Annotated in this window: 26 protein-coding genes, 3 tRNA genes and 1 pseudogene; 11 read left to right on the top strand and 19 right to left on the bottom strand. The window is 65.7% G+C overall.

The features are described from left to right. Positions 1 to 13: 13 nt before the first annotated feature. From AC27GT_RS06755 to AC27GT_RS06735, 5 genes are all read right to left on the bottom strand, one after another. Positions 14 to 1,249, bottom strand: a complete 1,236-nt coding sequence (locus tag AC27GT_RS06755; RefSeq protein ID WP_487223777.1) for a DUF4127 family protein — start codon at positions 1,247 to 1,249, stop codon at positions 14 to 16. Between the two features lie 8 nt (positions 1,250 to 1,257). Continuing rightward, positions 1,258 to 2,232, bottom strand: coding sequence for a thioredoxin-disulfide reductase (gene trxB / locus AC27GT_RS06750; protein ID WP_487223776.1), 975 nt, complete (start codon positions 2,230 to 2,232; stop codon positions 1,258 to 1,260). Between the two features lie 133 nt (positions 2,233 to 2,365). Further along, positions 2,366 to 2,441: transfer RNA gene (locus tag AC27GT_RS06745), tRNA-Glu, on the bottom strand. A 21-nt stretch (positions 2,442 to 2,462) separates the two neighbouring features. Beyond that, positions 2,463 to 2,537, bottom strand: a tRNA-Glu gene (locus AC27GT_RS06740). 6 nt (positions 2,538 to 2,543) lie between these two features. Then, a tRNA-Gln gene (locus AC27GT_RS06735) sits at positions 2,544 to 2,617 on the bottom strand. 78 nt (positions 2,618 to 2,695) lie between these two features. Here AC27GT_RS06735 and AC27GT_RS06730 point away from each other — a divergent pair. Both AC27GT_RS06730 and AC27GT_RS06725 read left to right on the top strand, forming a co-directional pair. Further along, positions 2,696 to 3,307: a hypothetical protein gene (locus tag AC27GT_RS06730; protein ID WP_253269368.1), complete on the top strand. Its 612-nt coding sequence runs from the start codon at positions 2,696 to 2,698 to the stop codon at positions 3,305 to 3,307. Continuing rightward, a complete protein-coding gene (locus tag AC27GT_RS06725) occupies positions 3,304 to 5,055 on the top strand; it encodes a hypothetical protein (protein ID WP_487223775.1) in 1,752 nt (583 codons plus the stop codon). Before AC27GT_RS06730 ends, AC27GT_RS06725 begins: the two co-directional genes overlap by 4 nt. Before the next feature lie 36 nt (positions 5,056 to 5,091). Here AC27GT_RS06725 and fmt read toward each other — a convergent pair whose 3' ends face one another. From fmt to AC27GT_RS06680, 9 genes are read right to left on the bottom strand one after another with little or no spacing between them, the layout of a single operon-like run. Continuing rightward, positions 5,092 to 6,006: a methionyl-tRNA formyltransferase gene (gene fmt, locus AC27GT_RS06720; RefSeq protein ID WP_487223774.1), complete on the bottom strand. Its 915-nt coding sequence runs from the start codon at positions 6,004 to 6,006 to the stop codon at positions 5,092 to 5,094. Next, the gene (gene def, locus AC27GT_RS06715) at positions 6,003 to 6,578 is read right to left on the bottom strand and encodes a peptide deformylase (RefSeq protein ID WP_015718290.1); all 576 of its coding nucleotides are present in this window, start codon (positions 6,576 to 6,578) and stop codon (positions 6,003 to 6,005) included. Before def ends, fmt begins: the two co-directional genes overlap by 4 nt. 5 nt (positions 6,579 to 6,583) lie before the next feature. Next, entirely contained in the window at positions 6,584 to 7,402 is an 819-nt protein-coding gene (locus AC27GT_RS06710; RefSeq protein WP_487223773.1) for a CdaR family protein, read from the bottom strand. Continuing rightward, complete coding sequence (cdaA, locus tag AC27GT_RS06705) at positions 7,395 to 8,108, bottom strand: diadenylate cyclase CdaA (RefSeq protein WP_038070685.1); 714 nt, start codon at positions 8,106 to 8,108, stop codon at positions 7,395 to 7,397. The genes AC27GT_RS06710 and cdaA overlap by 8 nt, the downstream gene beginning before the upstream one ends. A 3-nt stretch (positions 8,109 to 8,111) precedes the next feature. Continuing rightward, positions 8,112 to 9,254, bottom strand: coding sequence for a phosphopentomutase (locus AC27GT_RS06700; RefSeq protein WP_487223772.1), 1,143 nt, complete (start codon positions 9,252 to 9,254; stop codon positions 8,112 to 8,114). Continuing rightward, positions 9,254 to 9,514, bottom strand: a complete 261-nt coding sequence (locus AC27GT_RS06695; protein WP_038029936.1) for a hypothetical protein — start codon at positions 9,512 to 9,514, stop codon at positions 9,254 to 9,256. The genes AC27GT_RS06700 and AC27GT_RS06695 overlap by 1 nt, the downstream gene beginning before the upstream one ends. A gap of 9 nt (positions 9,515 to 9,523) precedes the next feature. Further along, positions 9,524 to 10,495 carry a cell division protein ZapE gene (zapE, locus tag AC27GT_RS06690; protein WP_487223771.1) on the bottom strand — a complete coding sequence of 324 codons (972 nt, stop codon included), beginning with the start codon at positions 10,493 to 10,495 and terminating at the stop codon, positions 9,524 to 9,526. Between the two features lie 18 nt (positions 10,496 to 10,513). Then, a complete protein-coding gene (locus AC27GT_RS06685) occupies positions 10,514 to 10,912 on the bottom strand; it encodes a type II toxin-antitoxin system VapC family toxin (RefSeq protein WP_487223770.1) in 399 nt (132 codons plus the stop codon). Then, positions 10,909 to 11,184 carry an AbrB/MazE/SpoVT family DNA-binding domain-containing protein gene (locus AC27GT_RS06680; RefSeq protein WP_219758864.1) on the bottom strand — a complete coding sequence of 92 codons (276 nt, stop codon included), beginning with the start codon at positions 11,182 to 11,184 and terminating at the stop codon, positions 10,909 to 10,911. The genes AC27GT_RS06685 and AC27GT_RS06680 overlap by 4 nt, the downstream gene beginning before the upstream one ends. Before the next feature lie 50 nt (positions 11,185 to 11,234). Here AC27GT_RS06680 and AC27GT_RS06675 point away from each other — a divergent pair, with 50 nt between their 5' ends. From AC27GT_RS06675 to tgt, 6 genes are all read left to right on the top strand, one after another. Beyond that, positions 11,235 to 11,501 carry a glutaredoxin family protein gene (locus tag AC27GT_RS06675; protein WP_015718298.1) on the top strand — a complete coding sequence of 89 codons (267 nt, stop codon included), beginning with the start codon at positions 11,235 to 11,237 and terminating at the stop codon, positions 11,499 to 11,501. A 100-nt stretch (positions 11,502 to 11,601) separates the two neighbouring features. After that, positions 11,602 to 11,850: an AbrB/MazE/SpoVT family DNA-binding domain-containing protein gene (locus tag AC27GT_RS06670; protein ID WP_487223769.1), complete on the top strand. Its 249-nt coding sequence runs from the start codon at positions 11,602 to 11,604 to the stop codon at positions 11,848 to 11,850. Then, positions 11,850 to 12,293, top strand: a complete 444-nt coding sequence (locus tag AC27GT_RS06665) for a PIN domain-containing protein (protein WP_487223768.1) — start codon at positions 11,850 to 11,852, stop codon at positions 12,291 to 12,293. The genes AC27GT_RS06670 and AC27GT_RS06665 overlap by 1 nt, the downstream gene beginning before the upstream one ends. Positions 12,294 to 12,327: 34 nt before the next feature. Beyond that, a complete protein-coding gene (locus tag AC27GT_RS06660) occupies positions 12,328 to 13,107 on the top strand; it encodes an enoyl-ACP reductase FabI (protein WP_487223767.1) in 780 nt (259 codons plus the stop codon). Positions 13,108 to 13,162: 55 nt separating this feature from the next. Beyond that, a complete protein-coding gene (gene ispG / locus AC27GT_RS06655; RefSeq protein WP_487223766.1) occupies positions 13,163 to 14,371 on the top strand; it encodes a flavodoxin-dependent (E)-4-hydroxy-3-methylbut-2-enyl-diphosphate synthase in 1,209 nt (402 codons plus the stop codon). Next, positions 14,371 to 15,528 carry a tRNA guanosine(34) transglycosylase Tgt gene (tgt, locus tag AC27GT_RS06650; protein ID WP_038029944.1) on the top strand — a complete coding sequence of 386 codons (1,158 nt, stop codon included), beginning with the start codon at positions 14,371 to 14,373 and terminating at the stop codon, positions 15,526 to 15,528. The genes ispG and tgt overlap by 1 nt, the downstream gene beginning before the upstream one ends. A gap of 89 nt (positions 15,529 to 15,617) precedes the next feature. Here tgt and AC27GT_RS06645 read toward each other — a convergent pair whose 3' ends face one another. The 3 genes from AC27GT_RS06645 to rpmB are packed head-to-tail and all read right to left on the bottom strand — an operon-like array spanning position 15,618 to position 17,768. Further along, the gene (locus tag AC27GT_RS06645) at positions 15,618 to 16,715 is read right to left on the bottom strand and encodes an AI-2E family transporter (RefSeq protein ID WP_015718304.1); all 1,098 of its coding nucleotides are present in this window, start codon (positions 16,713 to 16,715) and stop codon (positions 15,618 to 15,620) included. Positions 16,716 to 16,719: 4 nt separating this feature from the next. Continuing rightward, on the bottom strand, positions 16,720 to 17,415 hold the full coding sequence (locus AC27GT_RS06640) for a M23 family metallopeptidase (protein ID WP_015718305.1): 696 nt from the start codon (positions 17,413 to 17,415) through the stop codon (positions 16,720 to 16,722). 56 nt (positions 17,416 to 17,471) lie between these two features. Then, entirely contained in the window at positions 17,472 to 17,768 is a 297-nt protein-coding gene (rpmB, locus tag AC27GT_RS06635; RefSeq protein ID WP_015718306.1) for a 50S ribosomal protein L28, read from the bottom strand. Positions 17,769 to 17,841: 73 nt separating this feature from the next. Here rpmB and lspA point away from each other — a divergent pair, with 73 nt between their 5' ends. The 3 genes from lspA to AC27GT_RS06620 are packed head-to-tail and all read left to right on the top strand — an operon-like array spanning position 17,842 to position 18,804. Continuing rightward, the gene (gene lspA / locus AC27GT_RS06630; protein ID WP_015718307.1) at positions 17,842 to 18,291 is read left to right on the top strand and encodes a signal peptidase II; all 450 of its coding nucleotides are present in this window, start codon (positions 17,842 to 17,844) and stop codon (positions 18,289 to 18,291) included. 5 nt (positions 18,292 to 18,296) lie between these two features. After that, a complete protein-coding gene (locus AC27GT_RS06625; protein ID WP_054391531.1) occupies positions 18,297 to 18,602 on the top strand; it encodes a DUF4258 domain-containing protein in 306 nt (101 codons plus the stop codon). Continuing rightward, the gene (locus AC27GT_RS06620) at positions 18,586 to 18,804 is read left to right on the top strand and encodes a DUF2283 domain-containing protein (protein WP_015718308.1); all 219 of its coding nucleotides are present in this window, start codon (positions 18,586 to 18,588) and stop codon (positions 18,802 to 18,804) included. The genes AC27GT_RS06625 and AC27GT_RS06620 overlap by 17 nt, the downstream gene beginning before the upstream one ends. A 4-nt stretch (positions 18,805 to 18,808) precedes the next feature. Here AC27GT_RS06620 and aspC read toward each other — a convergent pair whose 3' ends face one another. Together aspC and AC27GT_RS06610 are read right to left on the bottom strand one after the other, a co-directional pair. After that, entirely contained in the window at positions 18,809 to 19,966 is a 1,158-nt protein-coding gene (aspC, locus tag AC27GT_RS06615) for an aspartate/prephenate aminotransferase (protein ID WP_287930752.1), read from the bottom strand. Between the two features lie 63 nt (positions 19,967 to 20,029). Further along, positions 20,030 to 20,225: pseudogene (locus AC27GT_RS06610) on the bottom strand (transposase); the annotation flags it as partial.

Below are 20,225 nucleotides of genomic sequence, written 5' to 3'. Positions count from 1 at the left end.
ACACCCCTTCACTCTACCAGGTGGGCCCGGCCCTACCCCCAAACCCAAGGGAAAGGGCAACCAAACCCAAACGGGGCTCGGCCTCAAAGGACCGATCCCAGGGGAAGCGCAGGCCCTCGAGGTCCACCCGGTACCCTTCCAGCTCCAGGTACGGCCAAAGGGCCGCCACCTCCTGGGCCTCCACGGGCAAGGGCTCGGGGAAACGGGCCCGCACCCAAGGGCGGCCCACCTCCCCCCACCAGTAGGCGAAGTAGGCCTCGGCCAGGCGCCTAAGCCGCCCCTCCTGGTCCCTCAGGAAGAGCCCTCCCCGGGCTAGGGCGCTTCCCAGGTTGTTGGCCGGGGTACCCCAGGAGGCGTAGGAGGCAAGGCGAGGGTAAAGCCCGAGGCCCACCAGGTAGGCCATGAGGCCAGGATCCCCCCGGTTCACCCGGGAAAGATCCGCCAGGGCCACGGGGAAGCGGGGCATAAGGCCAAGGAGGTGGCGGACAACCCTCCTGGGATTCCCACCCCCGTAGACGTAAAGGACCAGGTCCGGCCTCCCTGCCAGGGAAACCTCCGTGGCCAGAGCACTCTGCAACATCCCCCTCACCGTGTCCCGCAGGGGAACCCCCTCATAAGGGGTGATGCGCTCCGCCAGGGCCTCCTCCTCGTAGACCACGGTCACCTTCAAACCTGGCCTGAAGGCCCTTAGGAGAAGCACCTGCCCTGCCTCGTCCGCCCCGGGCCGGCTGGGATAGGTTAGGGTCCGGGCCTCTCTGGGGGCGGGGGAGTTGCGCAGGGCATCGTCCCAAACTGCCTCCAGATAAACCCCGGAAAGCCCCGGCCAGGAGGCCAAGGCCTCGAGGACCGCCAGGTTTCTCTGCCGCTGGGTGGCGTCCCAACGGGGCACCACCCCGAAAAGGAGAAGCTCCCCCCCGTAACGAACCTTCCAGGCCAGCAGGGGTGCAAACCGGGCCAGGGCATCCTCCGCCGGCAGGGCCAGGTGACGGCTTTGGAGAAGCCCGCCGTAGGCCAGGGCATCCAGGCTGGCCACCAGCTTTTCCCCTGGGCTCGCCAAAAGCCAGGCCCTTAAGGCGGCAAGATCGGCCCCCTCAGGCCCCCGGTAGACCTCCCGGGGAGGGCAGGCCACCCGCTCCCAGGCGCATGGGCCCCAGTTGGGAGGGCGGTCGTCCAGGGGCAGGTAAAGGATGGGGGCCTGGGCCAGGCCCAAACCCCAAAGAAAAAGCCCCAAAAGCCCCAGGCCCCGCACCCCAAGCCCTAACTCACCTTCTCGTGGGCCTCCGCCAGGTAGCGCTCCGCCATCATGGCCGCCCGGGTACCTGCCCCCACGCTGGTGGTGAGCTGGCGGTAGATGGGGTCGGCCACATCCCCGGCGGCGAAGATGCCGGGCACCGAGGTGAACACCTCATCCCGCACCGCCACGTAGCCATCGGGCCTGAGCTCCACAACCCCCTTGAGGAAGGCGGTGTTGGGCTCGTGGCCGATGAAGACGAAGACCCCATCCGTGGGGTAGACGTATTCCTCCCCCGTCTTCAGGTTCTTAAGCCGCACCCCCGTGACCTGGTCCTCCCCCAGGACCTCGGTGACGATATGGGAGAAGAGGAAGTGCATCTTGGGGTTCTGGAAGGCCCGGGCCTGGGCCACCTTGTTGGCCCTCAGCTCGTCCCGGCGGTGGACAAGGGTTACCTTGCGGGCGAACTTGGTGAGGAAAAGCCCTTCCTCCACCGCCGCATCCCCACCCCCCACCACCACCACCTCCTTGTCGCGGTAGAAGAAGCCGTCGCAGGTGGCGCAGGTGGATACCCCCCGGCCATAGAACCTCTCCTCCCCGGGCACCCCGAGTTTCCTGGGATTGGCCCCGGTGGCGATGATGACCGCGCGCCCGAAGTAGGAGCGCTCAAACCCCCGCACCAGGAAACCCCCGTCCTGGGCCTCGAGGCCCAGCACCTCGTCCATGACGATCCTGGCCCCGAACTTCTCCGCCTGCTGGACCATGCGGCTGGCCAGCTCCGGCCCGGAGATGCCCTCGGGGAAACCCGGGTAGTTCTCCACCTCGTCGGTCTGGGCGATCTGCCCTCCGGGCAGGCCCTTTTCCAGGATGACGGTCTTCAGCTGGGCCCGTCCGGCGTAAATCCCCGCGGTGAGGCCCGCAGGCCCGCCGCCGATGATGACCACATCGTACCGCTCCTCCTTTTCCCCGCTTCCCGCAAGCCCCGTGAGGGTGAACTCCATGGATCCCTCCTCCTTCGTCCAGGTTACACCCCTCACATACCTAGTGGGGGTATAGCCCACCCAGTTTCCCCCAGGCCCGGGGCATCCGTCAAGGGAAATCTGGACCGGGCATAAAGGCAATCCGAGCCGCATCTGGTGACCCCAGGGGGATTCGAACCCCCGTCTCGGCCTTGAGAGGGCCGTGTCCTAGGCCTCTAGACGATGGGGCCGCGCGCGGCTCGGACTGCTTCTGGTGACCCCAGGGGGACTCGAACCCCCGCCGCCGCCTTGAAAGGGCGGTGACCTAACCACTAGTCGATGGGGCCAGGTTTTGGCTGGGGTGCGTGGACTCGAACCACGACCGGCGGATCCAGAGTCCGCTGTCCTGCCGTTAGACGACACCCCAGCGGCTTTTGCCCGATCCCTCGGGCAGAGGTTATGGTACACTCTGAAGGGCAGATTGGCAAGCCCCAGGGTGCCCTCTATGGCGGTGAACGAGGAAAGCCTTTTGGAAGTTCTGAGCCGGTATGTTTCCCCCCGGGCTGCGGAAAACCTGCTGAGGCGGGCCTTGGCCCAGAGGAGGCCCACCTCGCCAGGGGAGTGGGCGCACCTTCTAGAGGAAACCCTCTGGCCTGAGCTCCGCCGCCTCCTGCCCTTCCGGGAAATGCCCCCCGAGCTTAAGGCCCTGGCCCGGGAATGGAGGGAGCTCGCCGCTTCCCAGGTGGCGGAAGCCGAGGCCACCGAAACCGGGGAAGAAGAGCTACCCGTGGAGGCCGTGGACCTCGAGGATCCCTTGGCCCGCCAGCACCTGGCCAAAAGGCTTGCCCGCCTGGAGGGGGTGACGGGGGTGGTGGTGGCGGGTAAAAACGGCAAGGAGGAGCTTTTTTCCGGGGAGCCCGTCCCCTTGGACCTGGCCTACCCCCTTCTCAGGCGCCAGGGATATGGGGTCTTCTACGCCATTTTGGAGAGGGAAATCGTGGCCTTAAGACCCCTGGCCCAGGGATACATCGGCCTTCTCGCCAGAAAGGAAGCCAACATCGGCCGCCTCCTTCACGCCTTGAGGCGGCTCATATCCCTAGCGGAGGTCAGCGGATGAAACGATGGTTAGCCCTAGCCTGGTTCCTCAGCCTTCTGGCCTTGGCCGCCCCCCTGCCCCAGGTTTACGACCGCCTGGAGGAAGCCCTAAGGCAGGTGCGTCTGGAGAGCCCCACCCAGGCTCTTGCCGCCCTGGACCGGGCGCAAAGCCTTCTGCGCCAGGAAAGCGAGGGGCTTCCCCCCGTGTTGCGCGACGCCACCCTCTTGCACCTGCAGGATGCCCGGCAGGCGGTGCTTAGGCAAAGCCGGGTGGACCTCGAGGCTCGCCTCCTCCTGGTGCGCCACCTGCTGGGTAAGGCCCTTTACGATGGTTTCTTCCAGGCTCCCGCTGGCCAAAAAGCCCCTTACCTCACCCGCCTGGTCCGGGCCACCGGTTTATCCCAGTCCCTGGCCCAGGGAGCGGAAAACCTGGCGCCCGAAGAAGCCCGGCGCAGGCTGGAAGCCAGCTACCTGCAACTCCTGACCGAGGACCTGGGCCAGGCTCTTTCCGCCGGCTCCCGACCCCAGGCCTACCTGGCCTTGGCCCGGGCCTACGCCCGCTTTTTGGTGATCCAGGATAGCCCCCAAAGCACCCTTAAAGCCCAGGACTTCATCCAGGCGCTGGGCAAGGTCTCCAGCGGGGAGGACTTCCGACCCTCGGTAAGGGATTTGCAGGAAAAGACCCTGGCCTGGCGGAAGCATCTGCAAACCCTGGTGGCGCCTTCCCCTATGGCTACGTCCGCACCTCCACCCGCACCAGCCCAATCCCCCACGGGTTCCCCTGCAGGGAAACCCTCCACCACGCCTCCAGCGGCTTCCTCCCCCTCTCCCCCTGCCCCTTCGCCTTCCGCTCCCACTTCCCCCGCCCCCCAGGCCTCCCCTGCACCTTCCTCCTCTCCGGATGCGGTGGCCACGGTGGAAACCTTCCGCACGCCCCCTTGGATGGACCCCGAAACCGCCAGACGGTTCCGCCAGCAAGCCCACAACCTGGGATACAACTACAACTTTGAGCTCCTGGACGCCGTAGACCAGGTCTTGTTGGAGGTGGGGCTTGCCGCCAACGCCCTGGGTAGGGCCAATCCCGACCTGGCCAGGGAGCACTTGCAAAGGACGCTCTGGCGGTTTCAGGTGCAGCTGGAACCCCTGTTCTCCTTGATCAATCCCGAGCTCACCCAGCAGGTAAGCTCCAGCCTAATCCACCTCTCCACGGCAACGGGCCTTCGCACCCTGGATGTGTTCGCCGTATACGAAGGCCTCGAGGAACTAAAGAGGCAGTTCGCCCAAGGTCCCGCCTCCACCCCCTGGCTTTCCTTCAAGCTCTGGCTCACCCTTAGCGCAGGTATCCCCCGGGCTGTCCTCTTTCTCCTGGCCGCGGCTTTAAGCTTGTTTCCCCTCTACCTGATCCGCCTCACCTTCGGGGGGCGAAACGTCTACTGGAACCTGCTGGCCCTGGCCTTTCTCTTCCTCTTCCTGCCCATCGTGGTGGAGGGGCTCTCCTACTTCGGCGCCATCATGGCCGACTACGGGGGTGCGCCCTTCCTGGCCTTCCTGAGCAACCTCTCCATCGGCCAGGGCCTGGTGCCTTACCTGGCCTGGGGGAACGCCATCTTCCTGGTGGTGGCCTTCAGCGCGGCCGGCCTCAGGGGCATCGCCGCCCAGTTCGGGCTTCTTAAGGAGCGGGGGCGGGAGGTAATCGCCACCCAAGACCAAAGGCCATCCGCCACCACCCTCACCAGCGAAACCATCGTGGAGTGGGACGAGGAGTTTTAAGGCCCCAACCCGGCTAAACCAGGTTGGGGAGTTCCCTCATTCCAAGCGGGTACCCGGCCCCACCCCATACCCCCGCGCCCAGTCAGCGGCGGGCATGGGGCGTTTTCCCTCGGGCTGGACCTCCAAAAGCCGGATGGCTCCCTCCCCGGTACCCACCAAGACCCCTTCCCGGTCCACTCCCAGCACCACCCCAGGCTCCCCCACCCCCAGCTCGGGGCGCATCCTCAGGACCTTCACCCGCTTGCCCCCGTGGAAGAAGTAGCTTCCCGGCCAGGGCTGCACCCCCCGGTGGCGGTTGTAGATGGCCTGGGCGCTATCCGCAAAGCGGATACGCCCTTCCTCCTTGGTGAGGAGGGGGGCATAGGAAGCCTCGCCCTCCTGGGGCGTGGGGGTGAGGTGGGGAAGGTTTTCCAAAACCCAAAGGAGAAGCTCAATGCCCTTGTCCCTGAGGCGCTCGGAAAGGGCCACCGCATCCTCCTCCGGGCCTATCTCCGTGCGCCAGAGGGCGTAAAGAGGGCCGGTGTCCAGGCCCTCCTCGGTCTTCATGATGGCCACCCCGGTTTCCCTTTCCCCACGGATGAGGGCCCAGGGCACCGGGGCCGGGCCGCGGTATTTGGGAAGAAGGGAGGGATGGAGGTTCAAAAATCCCAAGGGGGGAACCTCGAGGACCTCCTTGGGAAGGATCTTGCCATAAGCGGCGGTGACCGCCACCTCCGGGGCCACGGCCTTAAAGGCCTCCAGAAACTCCCGATTCCCCTTAAGGCGTTCGGGCTTCAAAAGGGGAAGCCCGTGGGCCAAGGCGTACTCCGCCACCGGACTGGGAGCGGGCTTGAGGCCCCGGCCCTTGGGCTTATCCGGCTGGGTAACCACCAGGACCACCTGGTGGTGGCGGTTTAGGGCATCCAAAACCGGCACCGCCCAGGCAGGCGTGCCGAAGAAGGCTACCCTCATCCCTGGGAAAGCTCCTTCAAAAGCGCCCTGGCCTCCTTCTGCATCCGGGCCAGCTCCGCCCGGTTTTCCTCCAGGAAGGCCTCCCGCTTGGCCTTGGGCAGGCGTTCGAAGAAGAGGATACCGTCCAGGTGGTCAATCTCGTGCTGGAAGACCCTGGCCATATACCCCTCCAGCTCCAGGGCGCGGGGCCTTCCCTCCTCGTCCTGGTATTCCACCCGGATGCGCTCCGCCCGGGGTACCTCCTCGGCGTAGAGGCCAGGGAGGGAGAGGCACCCTTCCAGCCCCTCCACCTCCCCCTCCCGGTGGGTGATCACCGGGTTGGCCACCACGTAAATCCGGCGCGCCAGGTCGCGGAGGGGCCTCTCCTCCCCCTCGGGCTCATCGGCGTACTCCACCGCCACAAAGAAGCGCTGGGAAAGCCCAATCTGGGGTGCGGCCAGGCCCACTCCCCGGGCCTCAAACATGGTCTCCAGCATATCCTCGGCAAGCTTCTTGAGGCCCTGAAAATCCTGGACGGGCCGGGCTTTTTTGCGCAACACCGGGTCCCCGTAAAGGCGGATGGGGTAGATCATCCCACCTATTCTAGCGCAAGCCGCACCCTACCCAAAACCTCCCCCAAGACCCTCACCCCCGGAGGCAGGTTAAGGATCAAGGGGGCCGAAACCTCTCCCGGGCGGAAGCCTCCTTCCAGCCTCGCCTCCACCTGGGTCAAGCCGGCCAAAGCCTCCTTGGGTCCCACCACCTCCACGGCCCTGGGAGCATAGTCCACCACCTTTAAACCTGCCGGGGGCTTCAGAACCAGGGGAACCTGCTTGCGAAAAAGGGGGGCCTCCCGGGCCACCACCTGCACCTGGGCGGGAAGAAGCTCCACCCCGGGAAGGGGCCCCTGGGGGCCAAAGGCGGTAAGGGCCACCGTATCCCCTCCAAGGTCCAGGCCCAAGGCCACCACCGCCTCCTCCACCCGGCTTCTCGGCCCCTTGGCCTCCACAAAGGCGGGCTGGGTTTCCACCCATGCCCCCTGGGAAAGGACCTCCACCGGCAGGGTGCGGGTGAGGAGGGCCTCCACCCGGCCCTCCACCCGGGCGGGGCGGATCTCCAAAACCTCCACCCCCTGGGGCACGGCCACCCGCACCTCCCGGGAAAAGGCCCCCTCGGCCCCGGAGAGGTCCAGGTAGGCGGACACGGGAAGCCTGGCCCCCTCCACCAGGGGAGCTGGCCCCCTCAGGCGTAGCATGACCTCCTTGGGCACTCCCTCCGCCGTGCGCTCCCTCCCCAGGCCCACCACCTGGAGGGGCACGCTCACCGCCCGCTCCACCACCGGGGCCCTTTCCCTTAAGGAGTACCAGACGGCAAAAGCCGCCAAAAGGGCGATGAGGAAGCTCCCCCAGTCACGCACGGAGCACCTCCTTCAGCTTCTCCCGCAGGGCCTCGAGGCTCATGGGCGGGGAAAGCCTTCCCCCCTCCGCCAGCCTTATGGCCCCTGTTTCCTCGCTCACCACGATCACCAGGGCATCGGAAACCTCGGAAAGCCCCAAGGCCGCCCGGTGCCGGGTGCCCAGGCCCATGCGGGCCTCGGAGAGGGGAAAGACGCACCCCGCGGCGAAAAGCCGATCCCCCCTCAGGATGGCCCCGCCGTCGTGCAAGGGCGTGCCGGGGTAGAACACCGTCTGGAGTAGCCGGGCGGAAAGCCTGGCCTCGAGGATCTCCCCCGTGGCCGCATACTCCCCCAGGGGGGTGCGCCTTTCCAGGGCCAGGATGGCCCCGTAGCGCCTCTCGGAAAGCCGGGCTAGGCCCAAGAGGAGCTCCTCCAGGGCCAAAGAAGGAGCCCTCGGCCCCTGAGGTCGGCCGATGCGCTCCAAAAGCCCCCTGAGTTCCGGCTGGAAGACCACGATCAGGGCGAAGGCCCCTAGGGTGGCGGCGTTCCCCAAAAGCCAGGAAAGGGTGGAAAGCCCAAGAAGGCTGGCCAGAAACCAGACCGCCAGGTAGACCAAGACCCCCCGCACCAGGTTCAGGGCCCGGGTTCCCGCCATGAGGCGCCAGAGGTAGTAAAAGAGGATGCCGACGAGAAGGATATCCAGGACGTCGCGCCAGGTGAGGGGCATGGCCTACACCAAGCTTTTCCCAGGGCCCTCCCAGGTGAGGCCAAACAGCCTGGCCCAGGTGGCCCCCAGATCCGCAAAGCTCTCCCGGGTACCCAGGTCCCCCTTCACCCCCGGGCCCACCCAGAGGAGCATCCCGTACTCCCGGGTGTGGTCGGTGCCGAAGAAGGTGGGGTCGTTGCCGTGATCGGAGACCAGAAAGAGATGGTCCTCCGGGCCCAGGGCCTCCATAAGCCTGGGAAGGAAATCGTCCACCTCCTTAAGGGCCCGGGCGTACCCTTCCGGGTTCCTCCGGTGCCCGTACTTGGCGTCAAAGTCCACCAGGTTGGCGAAGAGGAGGCCGGAAAAAGGCTCTTGCATGAGGGCCAGGGTCTTCTCCAGGCCGTCGGCATTGTCCTTGGTCTTCACCTCCCGGGTGAAGCCCCTATGGGCGTAGATGTCGGGGATCTTCCCCACCCCCACCACCTCGAGGCCCCCCTCCTTCAGGAGGTCCAGAACGTTCCTGGGAGGCTCTAAGGCGAAGTCCTTCCGCAAATCCTCCCGCCGGTAGAAGTTCCCGGGTTCCCCGGCGAAGGGCCGGGCGATGACCCGGGCCACCTGGTGCTCGCCCACCAGCATCTCCCGGGCCACCTGGCAATAGCGGTAAAGCTCCTCCAGGGGCACCACCTCCAGGTGGGCGGCCACCTGGAAGACGCTATCCGCGGAGGTATAGACGATGGGGAAACCCGTCTTCAGGTGGGCCTCGCCGTAGTCCCGTATGGCCTCGGTGCCCGAATAGGGCCGGTTCAAAAGCCATCCCTTCACCCCGATGGCCTCGGCCCAGGCCCTAAGGAGTTCCTCGGGGAAGCCCTCCGGGTAGGTGCGGAAGGGCTTTTCCAGGTACACCCCCACGAACTCCCAGTGCCCGGTGGTGGTGTCCTTGCCGGGGTTCACCTCCCGCATGCGGCCAAAGGCCCCTTGGGGCTCAGGCCGGGGAAGGGTGTGGACCCCGGGAACCCACCCCAGGCCCAAGGCGGCCAGGTGGGGAAGCTCCACCCCGGTCTTCAGCACCGTGTGGTCCAGGGTGTCCGCCCCCTCGTCCCCGAACAAGGGGGCATCCGGCAGATACCCCAGGCCCACCGAGTCCAGGACGATGGCCGTGACCTTCATTAAGACCTCAAGCCCCCTTCTTCTTCCTCCTCTTCCTCCTCGGCCAGGGCCATGAGCTCCTCTGGGGTCATCTCGGAAAGGGCCCGGACCGCCTGGAACTCCTCCACCAGGCCCTGGATCTCCTCCATGGCCTCTTCCAGGGAGAGTTCCCCGTCCTGGTAATCGTCCAAGACCTCCTCTATGGCCTCGAGGATCCCCACCGCGGCGCTGGCCTGGGATAGGGCCTGGGCCAGTTCTGAAAGCCTTTCTGCCAGCTCCATGCCCCCATGCTACCCCAAAAGCTCCGCCAACCGGGAAAGGGCCCGGCCGTACTTCTTGGCAAAGGCCCCGTGCCGGTAGATCTCGGGAAACACCTCCTTGAGGGGTACCCCGGAGGCCCGGAGGTCCACCCCCAGGTTGTACACCTGGTCCACGAAGTGCACGAAGCGGAGGGCGTCGTTCTGGTCGGGGATGGCCTCGAGGCCCTTAAGGTAGACGGCCTCCACCCCATCCAGCAGGTAGCGGTAGCGGATGGGGTGTAAGGCGCGCAGGTGGGCGAGAACCTCAAGAAAGGCGTCCAGGGTCTTCCGGCGGGGGTCCTCCCGGTAGAGGGCAAGGAGCCTGCAATCGGAAAGGGGTTCGGGAAACCGGTCCGGGTCGCGGTGGCGGAAATCCTCCCCCTCGATGCGTTCCACGGCGAAGCGCCGGGCGAGGCTTTGGATCTGGTGCTTGAACTGCTCGGCGTTAAACCGCCCTTCCCCCAAGGCCCCGGGCGGGGTGTTGGAGGTGGTGGCCACCCGCAGGCCCCTATCCATGGTGAGGGCCAGGAAGTGGGTGATCATCTGGGCGTTGCCGGGGTCGTCCAGCTCAAACTCGTCCAGGAAAAGGTAGCGCAAGGCGGCAAAGCGCCTAGCCCCTTCCCTTAGCCCCATGAGGCCCAGGGTGTAGGTGAGCTCCTCAAAGGTGAGGAAGGCCTTAGGGCCCGGAGCCTCCCAGTAGGCAGCCACCAGGAGGTGGGTCTTCCCCACGCCAAAGCCCCCGTCCAGGTAGAGCCCTTGGGGGCCGGGAAGCCGGGGCCGGAGGAAGCCCCGGGGGCGGTCCTTGATCCATCGTCGCAGGCGCTCCTTGGCCAGGGTCTGGGAAGGATAGCGGGGATCGGGCCGATAGGTGGCGAAGGTGGCGGATCGGAAGCGGGGTGGGGGCACAAAGCTTTGCAGAAGTCTTTCCAGATCCACCTCGGGGTGGCGGTCCACCAGGCGCATGGCCTACATTCTAGCCGGCTAGCGCACCACCTCCACGGCCACCCCCAGGGAAAGGGCACCCCAGGAAGCGTCGGCGGTAAGGGCCGGCAGGCTCAGGCGCTGGGCCAAGGCCAAGCAGGCCCTATCCCCCAGGGAAAGCCCCAAGGAGCGGGTGAGGGGGCGAAGGCGGGCCACCCCAAGGGCATCCTCCTCGGTAAAAGGGAAGACCACCAGGACCTCGCCCAGAATCCCTTCCCGCTTCAACCGATCCCGAACCCCCTTGGGATCCCCTCCCCGTTCGGCAAGTTTGAAAAGCGCCTCCGCCAGGTTGACAGCGCTTATCGCCGCTCCCTCGGCTAGGGCCTCCTCCACCCGCTGGGCTCCAGGTTCATCCAAAAGCAGGGCCAACAAGGCCGAGGCGTCCAGCACCGCCCTCACTCCAGGTCCTCCTTCCGGGCCTCCTCCCGCCGGTCCCGGATGAGTTCGTCCACCAGGCTCACCCCTGGCGCCAGGCCTTTGAGAAGGCCCCTGGCCCGATGGGCCACCTCGCGGAAGCTCACCAGCTCGAGGGTGCCCTCCTCCCGCCAGCGCAAGAGGAGGCGATCCCCCTCCCTAAGCCCCAGGGCTTCCCGCACCTCCGCCGGGAGGACCACTCGACCCTTAGATCCCACCTGCACCACATAGTGGGTCTTATCCGAAACCTCCCCCATGCTTTTATTGTACCTCCCTGGAAGGAGCCCTTGTGGTACCATGGTGGGGTATGGTGCGGCTTTACGGCATCCCCGGCTGCGGTCCTTGCGAGATCGTGAAGATGTTCCTGGCGCAAAAGGGCGTGCCCTTTGAGTTCGTCAACGCCCGGCAGGACCCGGAAGCGGCCAGGAAGATCAGCGAGCTGGTGGGAAGCCCCACCGCCGGGGTGGTCCTGGAGTGGAACGGCAAGGTGGAGGCCATCCGCGGGGTTTCCCCGGCCACCCTCAACGCTTGGCTGGCCAGGTACCAGGCCGAGCAAACCCCGGCCTCCAGTTGAAACCGGGGCCGTCGGCCTATCCCAAAATTGCCGAGCTCCAGCCTTCGGTTTACCGAAAGTAAGGAAACCAAATTTCAGGGAAATCGGGTAAGCTAAAGGCATGGAGCTCGCCAAGCTCAGCCGCAAGGGACAGGTTTCCATTCCCAAGCGCCTCCTCAAGGCCTTGGGCCTCGAGGGGGAAGCCTACTTCCTGGTGGAGCTTTCCCCTGAGGGAGCCATCGTGCTTCGGCCCGCCGGGGTCTATCCCGTGGAGATCTATTCCCAGGCCCGCATCCGAGAGTTTCTGGAGGAGGACCAGCTTACTCAGGAGGAAAGGGAACGCTTGGCCAAAGTCCTGGGCGAGCGCTGATGCGCCTCTTTTTGGATGCCAATGTCCTCTTCGCCGCAGCCTGGCAGGAGGGAAGGGCCAGAAGCCTCTTCCTCCTGGCGCAAAGGGCAGGAGTCCATCTCCTAACCTCCTCACACGCCCTGGAGGAAGCCCGAAGAAACCTAAGCCTAAAGCGGCCGGAAACCCTCAAGGCCCTTGAGGAACTATCCCTCAGGGTAGAACGGGTTCCCGAGGCACCCATCCGCCTGGTACGCCAGGCCCTGAAGGAGGGGTTGCCCCCGAAGGACGCTCCCATTCTGGCGGCCGCCTGGGCAGCCAAGGCGGACCTTCTCGTCACCGGTGACCGCAAGCATTTCGGTTCCCTCATGGGGCGGAAGATACGGGGGGTATGGGTCCTGTCCCTGAAGGAAGCCTGGTCTCTTCTTCTGGAAAACGTGGAACAACAAAGCTCCCCTTCACCCTAAGCAGGGTCCCTTAACCCTTGGGTATAATCCCCCCATGCTCACCCTGGACCTTTCCGGCAAAAAAGCCCTCATCATGGGCGTCACCAACCAGCGGAGCCTGGGTTACGCCATCGCCGAGAAGCTCCACCAGGCAGGGGCGGAGCTGGCCTTTAGCTACCAGGGGGAAAGGCTCAAGGAGGAGGTGGAGAAGCTGGCCGCTCCCCTTAAGGCCCTCACCTTCCAGGCGGACGTCACCAAGGACGAGGAGCTGGACCGGCTTTTCGCCGGGATCAAGGAGGCCTGGGGGGAGCTGGACTACCTGGTCCACGCCATCGCCTTCGCCCCCCGGGAGGCCATGGAGGGGCGGTACCTGGACACGAAACGCCAGGACTGGCTTCTGGCCCTCGAGGTCTCCGCCTACTCCCTGGTGGCCGTGGCCCAGCGGGCAGAACCCCTCCTCCGGGAAGGGGGAAGCCTCGTCACCCTCACCTACTACGCCAGCGAGAAGGTGGTGCCAAGGTACAACGTGATGGCCATCGCCAAGGCGGCCCTCGAGGCCAGCGTCCGCTATCTGGCCTACGAGCTTGGCCCCAGGGGGGTGCGGGTGAACGCCATCTCCGCAGGCCCCGTGCGCACCGTGGCCGCCAGGAGCATCCCGGGCTTCATGAAGATGTACGACCAGGTGGCCCAGGTGGCCCCCCTCAAGCGCAACATCACCCAGGAGGAGGTGGGGAACCTGGGGCTTTTCCTCCTCTCACCCCTGGCCAGCGGCATCACCGGGGAAGTGGTCTACGTGGACGCCGGGTACCACATCATGGGGATGGAGCTGGAATGAAGCCCCCGTCGCCAGGGCTTAGCCCGTAGGCTTCCCTTCCGCTACCATAGGAAGGATGAGGCGACCTACCCCTACGGTCTGGGTGGGACGCGTTCCCTTAGGGGGCGCCCACCCCGTGGCCGTGCAGTCCATGACCAACACTCCCACCCAGGATGTGGAGGCCACCACGGCGCAGATCCTGGCCCTCTACCGGGCGGGAAGCGAGATCGTGCGCCTCACGGTGAACGACGAGGAGGCGGCCCGGGCCGTCCCGGAGATCAGGAAAAGGCTCCTCGTGGAGGGGGTGGAGGTGCCCCTGGTGGGGGATTTCCACTTCAACGGCCACCTGCTCCTCAGGAAGTACCCTAAAATGGCCGAGGCCCTGGACAAGTTCCGCATCAACCCGGGCACCTTGGGCCGGGGGCGGCATAAGGACGAGAACTTCGCCGAGATGGTAAAGATCGCCCTGGACCTGGGCAAGCCCGTGCGCATCGGGGCCAACTGGGGAAGCCTGGACCCTGCCCTCCTCACCGAGCTCATGGAGGCAAACGCCCGCCGCCCTGAGCCCAAAAGCTCCCACGAGGTCCTCCTGGAAGCCCTGGTGGAAAGCGCCGTGCGGGCCTATGAGGCTGCCCGGGAGCTGGGTCTAGGGGAGGATAAGATCGTCCTTTCCGCCAAGGTGTCCAAGGCCCCGGACCTGGTATGGGTCTACCGGGAGCTGGCCCGCCGCACCCCAGCCCCCCTTCACCTGGGCCTTACCGAGGCGGGAATGGGGGTGAAGGGGATCGTGGCCAGCACCGCAGCCCTTGCTCCCCTGCTTCTGGAAGGCATCGGGGACACCATCCGCATCTCCCTCACCCCGGCCCCCGGGGAGCCCCGCACCAAGGAGGTGGAGGTGGCCCAGGAGATCCTCCAGGCCCTGGGCCTTAGAAGCTTCGCCCCGGAGGTCACCAGCTGCCCGGGGTGCGGCCGCACCACCAGCACCTTCTTCCAGGAACTGGCGGAAACCGTAAACGCCCACCTGAGGGCCAGGCTCCCCGAATGGCGGGCGAAGTACCCGGGGGTGGAGGAGCTCAAGGTGGCGGTGATGGGGTGCGTGGTGAACGGCCCCGGGGAGAGCCGCCACGCCCATATCGGCATCTCCTTGCCGGGAAGCGGGGAAGAGCCCAAGGCCCCGGTTTACGCGGATGGGAAGCTCCTCACCATCCTCAAGGGGGAGAACCTGGCCCAGGACTTCCTGGCCCTTTTGGAAGACTACGTGGAGCGGCGCTTTTCCAAAGCCTGATGGATCCCTTTTGCTTCGCCATCCAAGCCCGCTCTGGCCGGGCCCGGGTAGGCCTTCTCACCACCCCCCACGGAAGGGTGGAAACCCCTCTTTTCATGCCCGTGGGCACCCAGGGCTCGGTGAAGGGGCTTTTGCCCAAGGACCTGAAGGCCATCGGCAGCCAGGTGCTCCTGGCCAACACCTACCACCTCCTCCTCCGTCCGGGGCCCGAGCGGGTGAGGGCCCTGGGAGGACTGCACCGCTTTGCCGGCTGGGATGGCCCTTGGCTTACGGACTCCGGGGGGTTCCAGGTGATGAGCCTGGGGCACCTGCGGCGCATTGACGAGGAAGGGGTGGTCTTCCAAAGCCACCTGGATGGAAGCCTGATCCGTCTCACCCCGGAACGAAGCATCGCTATCCAGGAAGCCCTGGGGGCAGACTTCATCATGGCCTTTGACGAGTGTCCTCCTTACCCGTCCTCCCCCGAATACCTGAAGGCTTCCCTAGAGCGCACCCTGCGCTGGCTGGAGCGGAGCCTGAAGGCCAAAACCCGGCCCGACCAGGCCCTCTTCGGCATCGCCCAGGGAGGGACGGATGCCGGGCTTAGGGCCCTTGCCACCCGGGAAACCCTGCGCTTTGATCTTCCCGGCTACGCCATCGGGGGCCTAGCCGTGGGGGAGACCAAGGAGGAGATGTTCCCTATGGTGGCCCTCTCCACGGAGATCCTTCCCGAGGCAAAGCCCCGCTACCTCATGGGGGTGGGGCACCCCGAGGACCTGGTGGCGGCCATGGGCCTAGGGGTAGACCTCTTTGACAGCGTCTACCCCACCCGCACGGGCCGCTTCGGCTCGGCCTTGGTCCCGGAAGGGCGAATAAACCTGAAAAACGCCCAGTACCTGGAGGACAAACGGCCTCTGGAAGAGGGCTGCGATTGCTACGCCTGCCAAACCTTCAGCCGGGCCTACATCGCCCACCTGGTGCGCGCCGGGGAGATGCTTGGAGGCATCCTCCTTTCCCTGCACAACCTCCGCTTCCTGCACCGCCTCACGGAAAGGGCCCGGGAGGCCATCCGCCAAGGAAGCTACGGGGCCTTTGCCCGGGAGTTTGCCGAAAGGCGTTTTGGCAAGGAGATACCCCCCTGGTTCCGGGAGGCCATGGCGGCGGGGGGGCACTGGTAAAGCCACCCCGCCCTGGCTTGCGCCAGGGCGGGGACCCCGGTGAGGCCACCCCACCTTGGCTTCGCCAAGGCGGGGACCCCGGCTATAACCTAGCCCTCCCGGTAGAACCGGCTTTTCTTGTAGTACTCCTCCAAAAGCACCTTGAGGAAGGCAGCCGTAGGGACCCCTAAAAGCGCTCCCCAGAGGCCAAAAAGGGTGGCCCCCACCAAGATGGCGGCGATGGCGGTCACCGGATGAAGCCGGGTGGAGCGGCCCACGATGAAAGGCCCGAGGAGGTTCCCCTCCAGCTGGTTGGCCAGCCAGAGGACCAAAAGGGCCAAAAGCACCTTGCCCCACCCCCCGGTGGCCGCCAGGAGCAGGGCGGGCACCCCGGAGACAATCACCCCCACGAAGGGGATCAGGTTAAAGACCCCGGCCAGAAAACCCAGGCTGGCGGCCAGGGGAACCCCCACCAGCCATAGCCCCACCCCCACAAGAAGCCCCACCAGAAAGGCCACCAAAAGCTGCCCCCGCACATACCCCCCCACGCTTTGGTCCAGCTTATGGGCCAGCTCGGCCACCAGGGGCTGGTAGGGTTCCGGGAACACCTTCAGGGCGGCCTGGGCCAGGCGCGGCAGGTCGTAGAGGAAGTAGATGGAAAGGGTGAGGGCGGTGAGGAGCTGGAAGATGCCGCCCAGCAAGGAGGTGAAAAAGCCCAGGAGGTTGCCCCCCTGGGAGAGAAGCCCCTGAAGCCAGCGAACCAGGGTTTCCAAAAATCCCTGCAAAAGGCCCTGGAGGTTACGGCTGGCCTCGGCCAGCACGGGCCTTAGGGTTTCGGGAATGGGTATGGTCCGAACGCGATTGGGCAGGTCCAGCAGCCACGAAAGGAAGGGATCCAGGAGCGCAGGAAGCTCCTGAGCCAGGCGGGAGAGCTCCAGCACCGTCTGGGCGGTGAGGAAGGAGGCGAGGCCCAGGAAAAGGCCCAGGCCCAGGTAGACCAGGACCACCCCCAGAAGCCGGGGAAGCCTTTTGGCTTCAAAGAAGCGCACCACGGGATGGGTGAGGTAGGCGATGGCAAAGGCGGTGAGGAGGATGGAAAGGGCAGGCCAGGCCCGGAGGAGAAAGCGGTAGAGGAGGAAGAAGAAAAGGAGGTAAACGAGAACCCGCACATACGGGTTCTCCCATACCCGGGCGAAAGCCTCGCGCATGGGGCTATTCTAAGCGGAAAAAGGCCTTGGCCTCCTCGAGGAGCTCCTCCCGGGACAGGCCCTGAAAGAGGAACCTTCCCCGGTCGGGCTCCCCTTCCCAGATCTCAAAAAGAAGCCTGGGAGCCCCGCCCATAAGCCCGGTGCTGCCCACATAGCCGACGGGATCCCCCCGGTACACCCTCTGCCCCACCTTGAGGCCAGGGTAGGGCCCCTCGAGGTGGGCGTAGACGCTGGTGCGGCCATCCGGGTGGCGGATCCAGACCTCGAGGCCCCGCAAGAGGTCCATCTGCTCCGGGGAAGCCCCGTTTCGCACCGCCTCCAGAAGCCTCTGGTACTCCTCAGCAGAAGGCTCCTTGTAATCCCCTTCCACCCTCACCACCTCTCCCCCAAAAGCGGCCACCACCCCCATCCCCCGCACCACGGGCACGCAGGCATCCCCTTGGATGAACACGAAGCCCGCGCTTATCCCCTTGCGGTAGGGACGGGGCGCACCCGGGAGGTTTTCGGGCCTGGTGGGCAGGCAGGCCCCAGGTAGGGGAAGAACATACCCCTCGGGCGCCAGGGCCGCCTTCTGGCTTAGAATCCCCACCTCCTGGCGCAGACTGGCAAGCTGCCTTCCCCTTAGGGAAAACCCCAGGGTGACCACCAGGCTGTAGAGGGCCAGGGCCAGAAGGAGATAATGCCCCGGCTTCCAGACCATGAACCCATGCTACAAAAAAAGCCCCCCAAGGGGGGCTTTTCCAAGGGAGGAAGGCCTTAGAGTAGCTTCAAGAGCCTTTCCTTGATCTCCTTGGCGGAAAGGCCCTCCAGTTTAAGCCCCTTGGCCCGGTCCAGAAGCTCGTAAACCTTGGGAATATGGCTCGCCGCCACCCGGAAGGTGATCTCCTGGCCGGCCACCTGGACGCGGATCTTCTGCAGGTTGGGGTACTGCCGACGCTTGGAAATGCCGGTGGTCTTCTTACCCACGCCCCCTTCCCGCTTCGCCTTACCCCGCCTTTGGATGCTATTGGCCACGATGGGCCTCTTTCCGCTAATCTCGCACACCTTGGACATAAGACCCTCCCGTGCCCGAAGGCAAACCCTATGGAGTATAGCACAAAGGGGGGCATTGGGTAGACTCTAGGGGATGCCCACGATCCTGGTGCCCCTCCTCCTCGCCTTTGACCAGATCCTTAAGCTCTGGGCCCTGGAAAACCTCTCCCCGGTGCCGAGGCCCTTTCTGGGAGACCTCCTCTACCTCACCCTGGTCAAGAACACGGGGGCGGGCTTTGGCCTTTTCGAGGGCCGGGCCTTCCTCCTGGGGTGGCTCAGCCTGGGGGTGGGAACCCTCCTCCTTTACCTTCTGGCCCGAAGGCGCTATGTCTTCTGGCAAACCCTGGCCCTTTCCCTCATCACCGTGGGGGCTCTGGGTAACGGGATAGACCGCCTGGGCCGCGGCTGGGTGGTGGACTATCTGGACCTGGGAACCTCCATCCCTCTTATCGCCACCTTCCCCGTCTTCAACCTGGCGGATGTGTGCGTGACGGTGGGGGCGGCCCTGCTCCTCCTGGCTCCCAGGCGGAAGCGCCGCTTTTAGAGCCCATGGAAGCCCGGGACAAACCCATTCGCTTTACCCAACACGCCAGGCTACGTCTGGCCCGGGGAACCACGGTGGAAGAAGTGATTACCTGCATCCGGGTAGCTCCCTGGAAGCCCACCACCAGGGGACGATGGGAATGTCTTTTGGAGGTCTCCTTTGAGGGCTTTTGGAACGGAAGGCGCTACAATAGAAAACAGGTGCGCCCCATATTCGTTGAGGAAGCGGACGCCATCGTGGTCATCACGGTGTACGTTTACTTCCTGCCCAAGGGGGGACTGAAGGAGGAAAACCATGCGCATCACCTATGACCCCGAGGCCGATGCCCTGTACATCGCCTTCGGCGAGGGGCCGGCCACCGTGGAAGAGGTGGGAGAAGGCATTGCCCTGGACTGGGATGCCGAGGGAAAACTCTTGGGCATCGAAATCCTGGATGCCAGCAAGCGGCTTTCCGACCCCAAGGCCCTAAGGCGCTTCTCCCTGGAGGCCCTCCCGGTCTGGGATGGAACCTAAGGGCCTAGACTCTTTGCAAAACCCGCGCAAAGCGCTCCAGGGCTTTCCTCAGGTTTTCCTCGCTGGTGGCGTAAGAGAGGCGCACGTGCCCAAAGGCGGCGAAGTCCGTGCCCGGCACCACCGCCACCCCCCCTTCAAGGAGCCTTTCCGCTGCTTTCACCTCGTCCTCGGCGAAGGGGGAGGTGTCCAGGAGGACGTAGAAGGCCCCGCTCGGGCGCACCGCCTTCAGCCCGATCTCGGAAAGCCCCTTAAGGAGAAGGTCCCGCCGCCTCCTGTAGGCTTCCCGGGCCATCTCGATAAAGGCCCTCGAGGCCTCCTGGTTGGTGAGGGCCTCGAGGGTGGCCCACTGGGCGATGGTGTCGGGGCTGGTGGTGGACTGGCTGGAAACGTCCGCCATGGCCTTGATGACCGCCTTGGGGCCACAGGCGTAGCCGATGCGCCAGCCGGTCATGGCGAAGGCCTTGGCCGCCCCGTTCACGGTGATGGTGTGCTCAGGCGCCAGCTGCCCCGGGGAGAAGTGCTCCCCCTCGTAGATGAGGTGCTCGTAGATCTCGTCGGAAACCAGGTAGAAGTCGTGCTCCAGGGCAAGCCGGGCCAGGGCCTCGAGGACCTCCCGAGGATAGACCGCCCCCGTGGGGTTGTTGGGGGAGTTCACCACCAAGGCCTTGGTGCGGGCCGTGATGGCCCTTTTTACGCGCTCGGGGTCGGGCACGAAGCCCTCCTCGGGAAGGGTTTCCACCTCCACCGGCACCCCGCCGGCAAAGCGCACCATCTCCGGGTAGCTCACCCAGTAAGGAGCCAGGACGATCACCTCATCCCCGGGGTCCAGGATGGCCTGGAAGAGGTTAAACAGAGCCTGCTTCCCCCCCACGGTGACGATGGTCTGGTCCGGGGTGATGGCAAGGCCATTCTCCCTTCGGAACTTCTCCGCCAGGGCCTCCCGAAGCTCGGGAATCCCTGCCGGGGGCGCATACTTGGTCTTCCCCTGGGCCAGGGCGCGCCGGGCTGCTTCCTTCACGTGCTCGGGGGTGTCAAAATCCGGTTCCCCCGCCGTCAAGGCCACCAGGTCCACCCCCTGGCGCCTAAGCTCCAGGGCCCGGGCGTTCACCGCCACCGTGGCCGAGGGTTTCATGGCCCTAACCCTTTGCGAAAGGCCGCGCATGGCCTAAGTATACGGGCTACAATGCGTGGGTGGGGGAAGGAGCCCGCGAGGCAGACTTGACCGCTATGCCGCATAGAGCCCCAGGAAGCGCAGGGCGGAGAGGGGGTTGAAGGAGAAGGCCTCCAAGGCCGCCTTCTTCTCCCTGACCCCTTGGCGGTGAAGCATGGAGACCAGAAAGGCCCGGAGGGCCGCCAAGACCTGTGCCCCCACCCCCCGCACCTGGCAGGCATCCTCGTGGAGGAGAACGTCCCGTACCCAA

Source organism: Thermus sp. KWY1 (genome assembly GCF_057547025.1).
The sequence above is the reverse complement of the archived record's forward strand: the minus strand, read 5'-3'. Positions and strand labels throughout refer to the sequence as shown.

Coding starts and splice junctions, on each gene's coding strand:
- trxB (WP_487223776.1), bottom strand. CDS start 2,232: ATGGAGTTCACCCTCACGGGGCTTGCGGGAAGCGGGGAAAAGGAGGAG.
- AC27GT_RS06730 (WP_253269368.1), top strand. CDS start 2,696: ATGGCGGTGAACGAGGAAAGCCTTTTGGAAGTTCTGAGCCGGTATGTT.
- AC27GT_RS06725 (WP_487223775.1), top strand. CDS start 3,304: ATGAAACGATGGTTAGCCCTAGCCTGGTTCCTCAGCCTTCTGGCCTTG.
- fmt (WP_487223774.1), bottom strand. CDS start 6,006: ATGAGGGTAGCCTTCTTCGGCACGCCTGCCTGGGCGGTGCCGGTTTTG.
- def (WP_015718290.1), bottom strand. CDS start 6,578: ATGATCTACCCCATCCGCCTTTACGGGGACCCGGTGTTGCGCAAAAAA.
- cdaA (WP_038070685.1), bottom strand. CDS start 8,108: ATGCCCCTCACCTGGCGCGACGTCCTGGATATCCTTCTCGTCGGCATC.
- AC27GT_RS06700 (WP_487223772.1), bottom strand. CDS start 9,254: ATGAAGGTCACGGCCATCGTCCTGGACTCGGTGGGCCTGGGGTATCTG.
- AC27GT_RS06695 (WP_038029936.1), bottom strand. CDS start 9,514: ATGGAGCTGGCAGAAAGGCTTTCAGAACTGGCCCAGGCCCTATCCCAG.
- zapE (WP_487223771.1), bottom strand. CDS start 10,495: ATGCGCCTGGTGGACCGCCACCCCGAGGTGGATCTGGAAAGACTTCTG.
- AC27GT_RS06680 (WP_219758864.1), bottom strand. CDS start 11,184: ATGGGGGAGGTTTCGGATAAGACCCACTATGTGGTGCAGGTGGGATCT.
- AC27GT_RS06675 (WP_015718298.1), top strand. CDS start 11,235: ATGGTGCGGCTTTACGGCATCCCCGGCTGCGGTCCTTGCGAGATCGTG.
- AC27GT_RS06670 (WP_487223769.1), top strand. CDS start 11,602: ATGGAGCTCGCCAAGCTCAGCCGCAAGGGACAGGTTTCCATTCCCAAG.
- AC27GT_RS06665 (WP_487223768.1), top strand. CDS start 11,850: ATGCGCCTCTTTTTGGATGCCAATGTCCTCTTCGCCGCAGCCTGGCAG.
- AC27GT_RS06660 (WP_487223767.1), top strand. CDS start 12,328: ATGCTCACCCTGGACCTTTCCGGCAAAAAAGCCCTCATCATGGGCGTC.
- ispG (WP_487223766.1), top strand. CDS start 13,163: ATGAGGCGACCTACCCCTACGGTCTGGGTGGGACGCGTTCCCTTAGGG.
- tgt (WP_038029944.1), top strand. CDS start 14,371: ATGGATCCCTTTTGCTTCGCCATCCAAGCCCGCTCTGGCCGGGCCCGG.
- AC27GT_RS06645 (WP_015718304.1), bottom strand. CDS start 16,715: ATGCGCGAGGCTTTCGCCCGGGTATGGGAGAACCCGTATGTGCGGGTT.
- AC27GT_RS06640 (WP_015718305.1), bottom strand. CDS start 17,415: ATGGTCTGGAAGCCGGGGCATTATCTCCTTCTGGCCCTGGCCCTCTAC.
- rpmB (WP_015718306.1), bottom strand. CDS start 17,768: ATGTCCAAGGTGTGCGAGATTAGCGGAAAGAGGCCCATCGTGGCCAAT.
- lspA (WP_015718307.1), top strand. CDS start 17,842: ATGCCCACGATCCTGGTGCCCCTCCTCCTCGCCTTTGACCAGATCCTT.
- AC27GT_RS06625 (WP_054391531.1), top strand. CDS start 18,297: ATGGAAGCCCGGGACAAACCCATTCGCTTTACCCAACACGCCAGGCTA.
- AC27GT_RS06620 (WP_015718308.1), top strand. CDS start 18,586: ATGCGCATCACCTATGACCCCGAGGCCGATGCCCTGTACATCGCCTTC.
- aspC (WP_287930752.1), bottom strand. CDS start 19,966: ATGCGCGGCCTTTCGCAAAGGGTTAGGGCCATGAAACCCTCGGCCACG.